This is a genomic window from Nocardiopsis sp. iso_186 (assembly GCF_056173365.1).
Genome location: NZ_CM149670.1, coordinates 2,250,900 through 2,263,863, shown reverse-complemented (window position 1 = coordinate 2,263,863; position 12,964 = coordinate 2,250,900). Strand labels below are relative to the sequence as shown.

Genomic DNA, 12,964 nt, shown 5'->3' with positions numbered 1-12,964 from the left:
GGCACCTACAGGGGAACGTTGCCGTGCTTGCGCTGGGGCGGTGGCGTGCGCTTGTCCCTGAGCATCGCCAGCCCGGCGGCGACGGCCGAGCGGGTGTCAACCGGATCGATCACGTCGTCAACCAGACCGCGCTCAGCGGCGTAGTAGGGATGCATCAGGTCCGCGGTGTACTCGGCCGCCAGCTCCGCCCGCAGACGCTCGGGGTCGCGCGCCGCCGCCAGCTCCCTGCGATGGATGACGTTGACCGCGCCCTCGGCTCCCATGACCGCGATCTCGTTGGTGGGCCAGGCCAGGGAGAGGTCGGCGCCGATCGAGCGCGAGTCCATGACGATGTAGGCGCCGCCGTACGCCTTGCGCACGATGACCTGGATACGCGGAACGGTGGCCTCGCAGTAGGCGTAGAGCAGTTGGGCGCCGTGACGGATGATGCCGGCGTGCTCCTGGGCGGCGCCGGGCAGGAAACCCGGAACGTCCACCAGCGTCACCAGCGAGATGTTGAAGGCGTCGCAGAACCGCACGAACCGGGCCGCCTTCTGCGACGCCTGTCGGTCGAGCACCCCGGCCAGCACCATCGGCTGGTTGCCGACCACACCGACCGTCTCACCGCCGATGCGCGCGAGTGCGCAGACCACGTTGGACGCCCAGTCCTCGTGCAGTTCGAAGAAGTCGGCGTCGTCAACCAGTTCGGCGATGACCGCGCGCATGTCATAGGGCTTGTTGGGTGCCACCGGGACGATCTCGGCCAGCGCGGGCCGTACATCGGCATCGGGGTCGGGAGCAGGGCAGGCCGCCCTCGGCGCCGGGTCGAGGTTGTTGGCCGGCAACAGCGACACCAGGTAGCGCACGTCCTCCAGGCAGCTCTCCTCGTCGTCGTAGACGCCGGTGGCCACCCCCGAGCGTTCGGCGTGCACCTGCGCACCGCCCAGGTCGGCGTGGCTGACACGCTCACCGCTGACCGCCTCGACCACGTCGGGGCCGGTCAGATACATCTTGGCGGTGTCACGCACCATGAAGGTGAAGTCGGTGAGGGCCGGCGAGTAGGCGGCTCCCCCCGCGCACGGCCCCATCACGACGCTGATCTGGGGGACGACGCCCGATGCCTGGACGTTGCGACGAAAGATCCCGCCGTATCCGTGCAGGGCCGTCACCCCCTCCTGGATGCGCGCTCCCCCGCTGTCGTTGAGGCCGATGAGAGGGGCTCCGGTGGCGATCGCCAGATCCATCACCTTGTGGATCTTGGCCGCGTGCGCGGCGCCGAGGGACCCGCCGAGGATGGTGAAGTCCTGGGCGTAGACGAAGACGCGGCGCCCGTGAACGGTCCCCGAGCCCGCGACGACACCGTCGGTGTGCGGGCGGGACGCACCGGACCGGGCCCCGGCAGCCTGGCGGCGGTACATGTCGATCTCGGTGAAGGAGCCCGGGTCCAGGAGAAGCTCCAGGCGTTCGCGGGCGGTGCGCTTGCCCTGCGCGTGCTGGCGCCGGACCGCCTCCGACGCTCCGGCGACGATGCGCTCGCGCAGGGCCGCGCGCTCCGCGCGCAATGGGGACATGGCATCGACCGCGCCGGAAACCGGCTCGGGTTCGCCGCGCCGGGCAGCGCGCGGCTGGGCCACGGGGGCGAGGTCGATCTCGAAAATACTCATCGGTCCTCCAGACGGGAGAGGGCTGTCCCTGCTGCCCCTGCCTGACGCGCGGACAGGTGGCCGGCGTGGCGCAGCCAGTGGACCGTGTCACCGAAGGTCCGGGTGAGGGGGCGTGGTTCGAGGCCCAGGGTCAACTCCCCGTCACCCACGCGGGTGGCGCACGCACAGGCGTAGACCGCGCCGTACTCGGCCGGGATGTGCCAGGGCCACACCCGTTGCAGGACGTCGGCGAGGCGGCCCACCGGCAGCATGAGAGGGGCCGGCAGAAAGACCGCGGGAAGCGCGCGCCCGGTGACCTCCCGCAGGATCTGCACGTAGTCACGGGTGGAGAGGTAGCGTCCCGGACCGAAGTGGCGCCCGGGGCCGCCGCGGTGGTCGTCGAGCAGCGCCGCGTGCAGGGCCGCGGTGTCGCGGACGTCACCGACCGGGAAACCGCCCGAGGGCCACATCGGCATCAGCCCGCGCAGGGTGTCGCGCAGCCGGGCGGTCTGGTCCCCCATACGGGGATCGTGCGGGCCGAGCAGAGCCGGCGGGTAGGTGATGACGACGGGGGCTCCCTGGTCCTGGTAGCGGCGCGCAACCGTCTCGGCGGCGGCCTTGCTCGCCATGTAGGACTCGCGGGGGCGGCCCACGGGGGTGCCGGCTCGGACCACCCGGCCCGGGGTCGGGGCCATCGCCCCGAAACTGGACACGTGCACCACCCGGTCGGCACCGGCACGCAGCGCCGCGGCGAGGACGAGTCGGGTCCCCCGTTCGTTGGTGCGTCGCAGTGCCGGACGGTTCCGGCTGTCGAAGGAGTAGACCGAGGCCGCGTGCAGCACGGCGTCGGCTCCGCGCACCGTCCGGGACACGTCGGCCACGTCGGTGACGTCGCCCACCACCACTTCCACAGCGGACCGGCCCACCCCCAGTGGCGCAAGGGCGCGGTCAACCGCCGAGGGGTCCCGGACCAGCAGGCGGACCCGGTGGCCGGCGGCCACGACCGCCGCGACCGAATGGGCGCCCACGAAACCGGTACCGCCGGTCACGCTCACCAACATGGAGCAAACACGTCCCTTCGCGAAGGCCGTCACAGGGCCGGGCGGTCAGTGTGTATGCGGAGCGCAGCGATGGAACGCGCCGCCGAAGAACAGCAGGGGCTGGCCTTCGGCGGCGCGCGTCGAACTCAGGACGGCACCCAGGAACATGGAGTGGTCGCCTCCCCGGTGGACGTCAACGACCTCGCACTCCAACCAGGCCAACGACCCCGGCAGCAGCGGGGCCCCGGTGCGGGGGCCCGGGACCCAGTTGACCGCGTCGAACTGGGCCGGGCCGGCCGGACGCCGCTTGTCCGCGAAATAGCCGGCGGTGTCCTCCTGGCCCACGCCGAGCACCGACACCGCGAACGACCGTTCAACGGTGATCGCCTCGTGCATACGGGCGGTGTGGGCGATGCAGCACAGCACCAGTGGCGGGTCCAGCGACACCGACGTGAAGGCGTTGGCGGTCATGCCGTGGCAGCGTTCGCCGCCGACCGTGAGGACGGTGATCCCGGTAGCGAACCGGCCCATGACCTCGCGCAGCGACGCGTGGTCTGCGGCGTCCGGAGTGCTTTTGGGCGAGTGCGCCTGGGGGTGGGGGGCCGTCGTACGGACGGCCCGGCCGTTGCTGACCATGTCCTACCCCCTTGCCGTACGGGTCGCGAGTGGTGGCGCCGCAGGGTTTGCGCCCGGACGGACGGGAGACTCGGCGTAGGGCTCCAGGGCCAGGCGCAGCTCGTCGGGGACCCGGGTGGGGGCGGTGGCGGTGTTGGGCCCCCGCATACAGGCGATGCGCTGGCGTCCGCGGGCGACGAGGTTCTGGGCTCCGTCCGCGAGGTGCACGTAGTCGAAGCTGAACTGGACCTGGGTCTGGGTCAGCTCCTCCAGGCGCATCCGCACCGACAGTTCGTCGAAGGCGGTGATCTCGGCGAAGAAGTCGCACTCGACCTTGAGGGTGAACAGCTTCAGGTCCCGGCGGAGATCGGCGAGCACCGCCGGCGCCTTCTCCTTGAGGAACATCTCCCTGCAACGGCCCTGCCAGCGCAGGTAGTTGACGTAATAGACGTTGCCGACGAGGTTGGTCTCCTCGAAGCCCACGGTGTGGCGGATCTCGTAGTAGCCGGGCACGGGTCAGTCCTTTCCTTGGAGTACGGCGAAGACCACCGGTTCGGGGCGGCCTTCGACGGTCGTCGCCCAGGTCGCGATCACGGCGTCCCCCGCCCTGAGGACCACCCAGCCTCCGGGGTGGACCGTGTCGAGGGTGAGCGCGCGTCCGGTGTCGCCGGACTTGCGCAGGCATTCGAGCGCGCCCCAGACCCGGGTGGCGGCCACCGGCTCCGCACAGCCGGCCTCCGCCGTGATGCGTGCGGACAGGGACTGCGCGGAGCCCAGCAGCCCGGCCCAGTCGGCATCGGTACGCTCCGCGACGGTCTCGACGTCGCAGGCCAGGCGCCCGTCGCCGGCCACCACCAGAGTCAGTCCCGCGCCGTGCGACGCCGAGAGCCGTGCGCCGTCGGTCTCGGGTTTGCCGTCGGGACGGTGGCGCAGTTGGGCCGGGCGGCCCAGGGCGCGGCCCAGGGCCAGTTCGGTCTGTCCTCTGGGGGTGACGCCGGCCTGCTCGGCGGCCGGGTCGGGTTCCACGACGACGGCGCGGCTGCCGCCGACCACGCGCTCCAGTGCGCGTTCGAGGTAGGGGCCGAGCAGGGACGGCACCCAGGGCCCCGATCCGTCACGGCGGCGCACCGCACGCAGCCGAAGCCCTTCCCAGTGCTCCACGACTCGACCGGAAGGGGTGCGCACCTGGATGTCGTAGGTGTGGCTGTCGCCTTCCTGGGAGCGTTCGCGGGCGTCGAGCAGAACGTAGTCGGTGTCCGGCCCGGCGGGATCGGCGAGGTGGAGCCGTTCGATGCTCTCGGGCAGCAGGGTGGCGTCGGGGACGCAGCACTGGAGGGCGTGCATCATGGCGTCGCGGGTGCCGGGGTCGGCCAGCAGGCGGTCCTGGGGCAGGTAGGGGGCGAACCAGGGGCCGGGCGAGGCCGTGGCGATCTCGGCGACGGCGTGCCGGGCGGCGGTACGCCGGTAGGCCAGCAGCCGCTGGAACCGCTTGCCCTGGAACAGTACGCCGCCGTAGAGCTCGGCGACCGGGTCAACCGGCACCGGGGGTAGCGCGACCCCCTCCGGGAGGACGTCCTCGCGGGGAAGGGACCGGGGCCAGCGCAGTACGGCCCGGAAGTGGTCGGCGTCGAACCCGGTCTCCTCGCTGCGCAGGGCGATGCGGACGGTCAACGCGTCCTCGGCCAGCGCGGCCAGCCTGATGGTCGTGGCCCCTCCGGGCCGCACCACCACGGGGCGCAGGAACTCGGCGTCCTCCAGCAGCGGTGGCCCCTCGTTCCCGGTCAGCGCGGCGGCGACCTGGGTCATCGCCTCCATTCCGATCACCGCGGGAAACAGCAGGTCCCCTTCGAGGCGGTGGTCGTCGAGGTAGGGGTCGCTGCCCGGGGCGAGGTCAACCTCGGTGACCAGTTCGATTTCGGGGTAGTGGACCAGGACGCGGTCCACGAAGCGCAGCAGCGGCAGTTCGCGCTCGGCCATGGCCAGCGTGGGCAGCCCGGCCGCCCGGCCGCTGACCACGAGGGCGGGTGGGGTCGAGGGGTCGGCCAGGAGCCGGCGCAGTGTCGCGATCCCGTCCTCGGCGGAGATGGGGGTGATTCCCTCGCGCGACAGCGCCTCGACGACGCCGAGCCGCTCCCCCATCCCGGCTCCGGACCACACCGACCACTCCATGGCCAGTACGCGTGCGTGCGGGTGGGCCCGCTGGAAGTCCAGGGTCATCTCGGTGAGCCATGCGTTGGCGGTGGCGTAGTGGGCCTCTCCGCGCAGGCCCGCCCGGCCGATGATGCTGCCGAAGGTGATCAGCAGTCCGACCCGGTCGGGATCGACGGCCGCGAGGACGTTGGCCAGGCCGTCGGTCTTGGGGGCCAGGGTCTGGTGGAACGCCTCCTCCGTCAGCGCCGTCAACGCCGCCGGCTCGTTTCGGCCCGCGCCGTGCAGTATGGCCGTGACGCGACCGAGTGCGTGTTCCAGCCGCCCGACGGCCGCCCGCACCTGCTCCGGCGAGGCGACGTCGGCGCGCTCGTAACGGTGCTCGATCCCCGCTGCGCTCATGCGTGCGAGGTTGTCGGCGAGTTCGGTGTCCTGCTCCGGGTCGGCGCGGCCCACGAGCGCCAGCCGGGCCCGGGAGTCCTGGGCCATCGCCATGGCGCACTCGGCGGTGATGCCCTTTCCGCCTCCGGTCACCAGCAGCACGTCGCCCGGACCGAGGGCCGGTTCGGCGTCGGACCGGGTGCCGGACGCCGCCGGGCGCAGCACCGGGACGGTACGGGTGCCCGACGCGTCGTAGGCGGCTTCGGTGAACCCGGTGGTGGCCGCCGTCTCCGCCACGACCCGGCGCACCGCAGCCGTGACGCCGTCGTCGGTGGCCGGTTCGGTGTCGGCGAGGCCGACCAGGGTCGTGGTCACCGCGGGGGCTTCCAGGTGCAGGGTCTTGGCCAGACCGGCCGCGCCGAAGCGGTGGTGGACCGCCACGAACCGGGTACCGGCCGGGGCCGTGGCCGCCGCGCGCCCCGCTGCCAGGAGCAGGCCGACGTGCTCGCGGCCGTCGGCCGGCAGGCACAACAGCACGCCGTCGCCGACCCCGGCGGTGGACAGCGCCGTGCGCAGTGGTTCGGCCAGCGGATGGCCGGGCGGGGCGTGCACCTCCCATTGCCCGGAGGGTTGTTGCCCGGTCTCGACCGCTGTGACGGGGGCCGTCTCCACGTGGTCGATGCCGAAGGCGCGCACCCAGCTTCCGATGCCCGCCGCCTCGGCGTCGGCCGGTGAGCCGTCGGCCGCGGTCTCGGCGAGGTCGTCGATCATGTGCGCCAGGTCGCCGAGGTTGAGGGTGGCGAAACTCGACGTGGTCTCCAGGGTGGGTCGCCCCAGTTCGCGTGTGGCCTGGTTGACGATCTGGCCGACCGTGATGGAGCTCAGATGGAGGTCGTCCATGGGATGGGTCCGGGCGCCGACCACCTCCAGGGGCAGCTCGACGCGATCGGCCGCCAAGCGGCGCAGCAGTTCGAGGGTGTCCTGCTCCCCCGTTGGGGTGGTGTCCGCTGTTTCTCCGGCGTCAACCGGTGACGGCGCCGCCAGCGCGGCGTCGATGGCGGGAGCCGCCTCGCAGGGGCTCTCCAGGAACGCCATCTGCCCGTCGAGGGGGATCGGCCGCAGCGCGCGACCGGTGAACAGCGCGGTGGTGTCCACTGCGGCGCCCAGGGCGTAGGCAGCGCCCACGGCGCGCAGGAACGGCGCCAATGAAGCGTGGTCGGTGTCCAGGGGCAGGGTCGGTGTGTTCGGGGCGATGGCGGTGAGCAGCCCGCTGAGCACCCGGCCCGGTCCGACTTCGAGGGCCAGGTCGGCCTGTTCGGTGGCCGCGGCGGCGGCCTCGTGGAAGCGGACCGGGAGCACCACCTGGTCGCGCAGCAGCGCTCGGAGGTCGGTGTCGGGGGTGAGGAGCCCGCCGGTGACGGTGGAGACGACGGGGCGGTGCAGTGGAGCGGTCCTCAGCCTGGCCAGGGGTTCGGCCAGCGCGGTGGCGGCGGGCTCCACCAGGGGCGAGTGGAAGGCGTGGGAGACGTTGACGCGGGTCGCGTGGATGGCGTTCTCGGCGGCCAGGGCGCAGACGCGGTCCACGGCCCCGGCCGGCCCGGAGACCACGGTCTGCTCGGGCCCGTTGTAGCCGGCGATGACGGCTTCGGAATCCTCGACGAGTCGTGCCACGCGCTCCGGGCCCGCGCCGAGACCCGCCATCGCCCCTCCGCCGTGGCTCGCCCCGGCCATGGCCCGGCCGCGGTCGGCGGCGAGTTCGAGCAGTTGCCCGGCGTCCATGGCCCCGCCCCAGTGCAGCGCGGTCAGTTCGCCGAGGCTGTGGCCGACCGCGGTGTCGGCGTCGATTCCCAGGGCCTGGAGCACACGCAGCGCGGCCAGCGAGCCCGCGGCGATGCGGGGCTGGGCCACCTGGGTGGCGACCTGGTCGCCGCCGGTGGGCAGGCCGGCCGCGCGGAAGGTCTCCTGGGCGACGGGGAACCGCCGCTGGAGCGCACCGACCGCACCGCTGCCCGAGCCCTGGCCGGGAAAGAGGAAGGTGATGCGGGGCGCGGTGGCGCGGTCGCCCAGGAACACCCCCTCCTGGGCGAGGACCGCGCTGGTCCGTCCGTCGTCGAGGAGTTCGAGCAGCCTGGTCAGTGCTCGCTCCGCGTCGTCGGGGGAGGTGGCCACGACGGCGGCGCGCAGCGGCGCATCCGACAGTTCGGCCGCGAGGGTGCCTGCGAGGTCGGCGAGCTCGGCCAGGGCGAGTGCGGACACGAACCCTTCGGTACGAGCGGCCTTCTCCCGGAGTTCTGCCGGATCGGCGGCGTCGAACAACAGGAGTTCGGCGTCCTGACGGCCCGTGACCAGCGCGGCGGTGCGCGCGTCGAGGTCGGTGCGGCGGTCGGTTCCTCGGGCCTGTTCGACTGCGATGTGGGTGTTGATCCCGCCGAAGCCCATGGCCGACACCCCGGCCCGCACGGGCTGGTCCTCGGGCCACAGCCGCGCGGAGTCGGGGACGTACATGGCCGGCCGGTCCTCGGCGAGCAGGGGGTGGGGGGTGCGGTGCCCGGTGGCCGGCGGGATCACCTGGTGGTGCACGGCGAGGGTGGCTTTGATCAGTCCGGCGACCCCCGCGGCCGCCTTGGTGTGGCCGAAGTTTCCCTTGACCGTGCTGAGCGCGGCCGGGGGCGCGTCGGGGGCCGCGTCGCGGCGGGCCCCGGACAGCGCGGCGATCTCGGTGGCGTCGCCGAGCGCGGTGCCGGTGCCGTGCCCCTCGAAGTAGGAGACGGTCTCCACCCCGTAGCCGGCCCGGTCGTAGGCGCGGCTGAGTGCGAGACGGTGCCCGCTCTCCTCTGGGCGGGTCATCCCGCCCTTGCCGTCCGAGGAGACCGCCCACCCGGCGAGCGTGGCGTAGACGCGTGCCCCGCGCTCCCGGGCGTCGGCCTCGCGCATCAGCACCAGCAGTCCGGCGCCCTCACCGGGCCAGAATCCGTTGGAGTCGCGGTCGTAGACCTTCATCTCCCCCGTGGCCAGCGCACCGGTCTTGGCGAAGCCGATGACCTCGAACGGGTCGATGGACAGGTCCACTCCCCCCGCGAGGACGACGTCGAGGTCGCCGTTGCTCAGGGCCGTGGCCGCGGTGACCACCGACAGCAGCGAGGACGAACAGGCGCCGTCCACCGTGTACCCGCCCCCGCCGAAGTCGAAGTGGTTGCAGATGCGACCGGCGATGGTGTTGGAGAGCCCGCCGGCCAGTGTGTCCTCGTTGATCGTTGGGAACGGGGCCTTGTACCGCGCCTCGAACTCGCCGAGGAAAGCCGCGGTCTCCTCCTCGTCCCAGCCTTTCTCAGCGAAGGCGGCGGCGAGGGTGCGGCGCACGTAGGGCCAGCGCAGCCTCATGGTGTTGGCCCTGGAGAACTCGCCCGTGAGGCTGTTGCCGACGACCACTCCGGTGGAGGTCCGCGGGAGCCCCTCGGCGTCGGGGAACCCGGCGTCCGCCAACGCGTGGGCGGCGACGTCGAGGGCGAGCCAGTGCGTCATGTCGGTCGAGCGGTACGTGCTGCCGGCCACCCGGTACTTCAACCGGTCGAACGCGTAGTCACGCAGCACGGCCGCCCGGTCGGAATAGAACCGGTCGGGGTCTTTCGGGTCGGGCGACCAGTAGTCCGCGCGGTTCATTCGCCCGTCGGGCAGCCGCCGGAAGGCCCGACGGCCGGCCAGGACGTTGTCCCACAGTTCACCGGGGGAGCCGGCGTCGGGGTAGCGAAGACCGATACCGACGATCGCGATCCGCTCGCTGCTCATATTCTCACCAAACTCCAGAGAAATCATTTCGCATTACAAGAATCAGCAATTTCAGGGTTCTCCATCGGACATAAAAGATGGTGAACCATCACTGCAACCAGTTGCCGACCCACTCAGGACAAGCATGCGAAAACGGAGTTCGGTTGTCTTCTTCTATTGTGCGTTCCGGCCCGCGAACCATTTCATAACAGTGTGATTTTATGCTAATAGGCGATCCCAGCCAGGGGAATCGCACTCCACTGCGCCACAGAACAGCTGATCCGAGGCATACGTGAAACAGATAGGGGTAGGAGTTTCCACCTCGCGCCCCCTGCGCCGCAGGGCGGCTCTGCCGGCCCGTCGAATATCGGGACCGGTTATGGGTGACCGTGCCGCCGGGAGGCGGGAGAACGGATGGTCACCCGGCAGGAAACCGAACCGATCCGCAATCCGATCCGCTCCGAATATTCGTCGGGGGCGTCGCGGCGACACCTCACCCCCTGATACGGGACACCGGCCGGCAGAAAGCGGAGACCATGCGTACTTTTCCATCGGCATACGTCGAGTACGCCCTCGGCCCCCAGGGGCCCTGGGCGGTGGTGACGCCACCACCGGGACCGGTCACGGCGGTGGTCCTGCTGCTGCACGGCGGCCAGGTCACCAGCACCGAACCCACCGCACCGAACCGGTTGGCGGTGCGCCGGATGAACCCGTTCGCGACGGCGCTGAGCAGGCGATACGCCGAACAGGGGCTGGCGGTGTGGCGTCTGCGCTACCGGGTGCGCGGCTGGAACGGCAACGGGGCCTCGGCCCTCGACGATGTCGCCCGGGCCCTGGTGGAGGTCCAGGACCGCCCGACTCCGGTACCGACCGTGCTGGTGGGCCACTCCCTGGGCGGGCGAGCGGCGCTGCGCTCGGCCGGCAACCCCGTCGTGCGCGGGGTGGCGGCCCTGGCGCCATGGCTGCCGCCGGGCGAACCGACCGAGCAGCTCGCCGGACGGCGCGTGCTCGTCGCCCATGGGGTGCACGACATGACCACCAGCCCCGGGGCGTCGCGCTTCTACACCGAGTCGGTGCGCGGCGTTGCCGAGACCGCGGTGTTCACCCACGTCCCGCTGGACATCCACCCGATGCTGCGCTTCAGGGCGTGGAACCGCATCGTCACCGACTTCACCGGGGCCGCCCTGGGGCTGGACTGAGCCGTTCCCGCTTCCGGCGGGCACGGACTCCTGGCCCCGGTGCCGTGGGACCGGGGCTCAGTGGCGGGGGGCAGGGCCGCAACCAACCGGTCAACCGGTGCGCTTCGTACCCAGGCGGAACCGATGACGCCGGTACCGCCGATGAACAGGGCTGGGAAGCCGGTCATGGGCGATTGCTCCTCGAATGGTGGAACGAGCGGGGCGTGCGGACCGGCCGCCCGCCCCGAACGGACGGGCGGTGGTCGATCAGCCCGCGGCGTCCAGTGCGGCGAGCTCGTCGGCGCTCAGGCGCAGGTCGGCGGCACGCACCGAATCGCGGATAGTCTCGGGCCGCGAGGAACCCGGAATGGGGATGACCCGGGGCGACTTGGCCAGCTCCCAGGCCAGGCAGACCACCTGGGGGCTCACCCCCCGGTCCTCGGCCACGCGCTGGAAGGCCGCGAACCTGGTGCCCAGTTGCGCGGCGGAGGTGATCCCGCCCAGCGGGCTCCAGGGCAGGAACGCGATGTCCAGCTCGTCGCACAGCGCCAGCTCGGGCTCGCTGGAGCGGAAGGCCGGGGAGAACTGGTTCTGCACCGACGCCAGGCGTTTGCCCAGGATGTCAACGGCCTGGCGAATCTGGCCGGGGTCGGCGTTGGAGATCCCGGCCATCCGGATCTTGCCCTCGTCCAGCAGTTCCGCGATCGCCCCGACCGATTCGGCGTAGGGCACATCGGGGTCGGGACGGTGGAACTGGTAGAGGCCGATCGCCTCGACCCCCAGGCGCTTGAGCGATTCCTCCGCGGCGCGCTTGAGGTGCTCGGGGCGCCCGTCGGTCTCCCACCCGCCGTCGGCGGTGCGCACGTGTCCGCCCTTGGTGGCCACCAGCACGCCTGATGTGTCGCCGCCGTAGGTGCCGAGCGCCCGGGCGATCAGCGCCTCGTTGTGGCCGGTGTCGCTGCCGTTGAGCGAATAGGCGTCAGCCGTGTCGATGAGGGTGACGCCTGCGTCCAGGGCGGCGTGCACGGTGGCGATGGATCGCTGCTCGTCGGGGCGGCCGGCGATCGACAGGGGCATTGCGCCCAGACCGATCTCCGCGACCTCGACGGAACCGATACGGCGAGAGTGCATTTCTTGTCCTTTGTGTGCGATGGGTGCCGGCCTTGTCCGGCCGGGGAACACGCGGAGCCACCTACCCGCCGCTCACCACGCGTAGTCCTCCGGCGCCGTCCGGTGGCCGGGAAAGATCTCGTCAAGACGGTCCAGTGCACTGCTGTCCAGCCGGACCTGGAGAGCACGCACGGCCGCGTCGAGCTGTTCGGTCGTACGGGGGCCGATGATGGGTGCGGTGACCCCCGGCCTGGTGAGCAGCCATGCCAGTGCGATGTCACCGGGCTCGTGGCCCAACTCGGCGGCGAAGTCCTCGTATGCCTCGACCTGCTCGCGGTGGGCGGCAAGGGCCTGGGCGGCGCGCCCGTCGGTGCGCCTGCGCCCCTCGCGCTCCTTGCGCACCACCCCGCCGAGAAGGCCGCCGTGCAGCGGGGACCAGGGGAGGACGCCGAGACCGTAGTTTTGGGCCGCGGGCAGGACCTCCAGTTCGATCTGACGGGTGAACAGGTTGTAGATGGACTGCTCACTGACCAGGCCGGTGAAGTGGCGCCGGTTCGCGGCCTCCTGGGCCTGGGCGATGTGCCACCCGGCGAAGTTGCTGCTGCCGACGTAGAGCACCTTGCCCTGGGCGACCGCGACCTCCATGGCCTGCCAGATCTCGTCCCACGGAGTGTCGCGGTCAACGTGGTGGAACTGGTAGAGGTCGATGTGGTCGGTCCCCAGTCGGGCAAGACTGGCGTCCAGCGCACGCCGGATGTTGAGGGCGGAGAGACGCCCCTCGTTGGGCCACTCCCCCATCGCACCGTAGACCTTGGTGGACAGGACGGTGCGCTCGCGGCGCCCGCCTCCCTGGGCGAACCACTCACCGATGATCTCCTCGGTGCGGCCCTTGCCCGCGGACCAGCCGTACACATTGGCGGTGTCCAGGAAGTTGATGCCGTAGTCGTGCGCCGCGTCCATGATGGAGTGCGCCAACGGCGCCTCGGTCTCCGGGCCGAAGTTCATCGTGCCCAGGCACAACCGACTGACTTCGAGGCCGCTGCGCCCCAGATGCGTGTAGTCCATGCCTCCCAGCCTGTCCCCGCATCGCCCATCCGTCCAACAG

Annotated in this window: 8 protein-coding genes; 1 reads left to right on the top strand and 7 read right to left on the bottom strand. The window is 71.8% G+C overall.

Going from position 1 to position 12,964, the window contains the following annotated elements; all coding sequences use genetic code 11:
* Window positions 1-5: 5 nt before the first annotated feature.
* The 5 genes from AC0VYP_RS10085 to AC0VYP_RS10065 form a co-directional block, all read right to left on the bottom strand.
* Entirely contained in the window at window positions 6-1,550 is a 1,545-nt protein-coding gene (locus AC0VYP_RS10085) for an acyl-CoA carboxylase subunit beta (protein WP_432707496.1), read from the bottom strand.
* 89 nt (window positions 1,551-1,639) lie between these two features.
* Window positions 1,640-2,683, bottom strand: coding sequence for an NAD-dependent epimerase/dehydratase family protein (locus AC0VYP_RS10080; protein WP_475473662.1), 1,044 nt, complete (start codon window positions 2,681-2,683; stop codon window positions 1,640-1,642).
* 45 nt (window positions 2,684-2,728) lie between these two features.
* Window positions 2,729-3,298, bottom strand: coding sequence for a flavin reductase family protein (locus AC0VYP_RS10075; RefSeq protein WP_475473660.1), 570 nt, complete (start codon window positions 3,296-3,298; stop codon window positions 2,729-2,731).
* A gap of 3 nt (window positions 3,299-3,301) precedes the next feature.
* Window positions 3,302-3,790: an acyl-CoA thioesterase gene (locus tag AC0VYP_RS10070; RefSeq protein WP_285760213.1), complete on the bottom strand. Its 489-nt coding sequence runs from the start codon at window positions 3,788-3,790 to the stop codon at window positions 3,302-3,304.
* 3 nt (window positions 3,791-3,793) lie between these two features.
* Window positions 3,794-9,592, bottom strand: coding sequence for a type I polyketide synthase (locus AC0VYP_RS10065; RefSeq protein ID WP_475473658.1), 5,799 nt, complete (start codon window positions 9,590-9,592; stop codon window positions 3,794-3,796).
* 515 nt (window positions 9,593-10,107) lie between these two features.
* Between AC0VYP_RS10065 and AC0VYP_RS10060 the strand changes: the two genes are divergently transcribed.
* Window positions 10,108-10,770, top strand: coding sequence for an alpha/beta hydrolase (locus AC0VYP_RS10060; protein WP_475473657.1), 663 nt, complete (start codon window positions 10,108-10,110; stop codon window positions 10,768-10,770).
* A 246-nt stretch (window positions 10,771-11,016) separates the two neighbouring features.
* Here AC0VYP_RS10060 and AC0VYP_RS10055 read toward each other — a convergent pair whose 3' ends face one another.
* Complete coding sequence (locus AC0VYP_RS10055; RefSeq protein ID WP_475473655.1) at window positions 11,017-11,880, bottom strand: aldo/keto reductase; 864 nt, start codon at window positions 11,878-11,880, stop codon at window positions 11,017-11,019.
* A gap of 72 nt (window positions 11,881-11,952) precedes the next feature.
* Window positions 11,953-12,924 carry an aldo/keto reductase gene (locus AC0VYP_RS10050; protein ID WP_285760217.1) on the bottom strand — a complete coding sequence of 324 codons (972 nt, stop codon included), beginning with the start codon at window positions 12,922-12,924 and terminating at the stop codon, window positions 11,953-11,955.
* Window positions 12,925-12,964 lie beyond the last annotated feature (40 nt).

Coding starts and splice junctions, on each gene's coding strand:
- AC0VYP_RS10085 (WP_432707496.1), bottom strand. CDS start 1,550: ATGTCCCCATTGCGCGCGGAGCGCGCGGCCCTGCGCGAGCGCATCGTC.
- AC0VYP_RS10080 (WP_475473662.1), bottom strand. CDS start 2,683: ATGTTGGTGAGCGTGACCGGCGGTACCGGTTTCGTGGGCGCCCATTCG.
- AC0VYP_RS10050 (WP_285760217.1), bottom strand. CDS start 12,924: ATGGACTACACGCATCTGGGGCGCAGCGGCCTCGAAGTCAGTCGGTTG.
- AC0VYP_RS10060 (WP_475473657.1), top strand. CDS start 10,108: ATGCGTACTTTTCCATCGGCATACGTCGAGTACGCCCTCGGCCCCCAG.
- AC0VYP_RS10065 (WP_475473658.1), bottom strand. CDS start 9,592: ATGAGCAGCGAGCGGATCGCGATCGTCGGTATCGGTCTTCGCTACCCC.
- AC0VYP_RS10055 (WP_475473655.1), bottom strand. CDS start 11,880: ATGCACTCTCGCCGTATCGGTTCCGTCGAGGTCGCGGAGATCGGTCTG.
- AC0VYP_RS10075 (WP_475473660.1), bottom strand. CDS start 3,298: ATGGTCAGCAACGGCCGGGCCGTCCGTACGACGGCCCCCCACCCCCAG.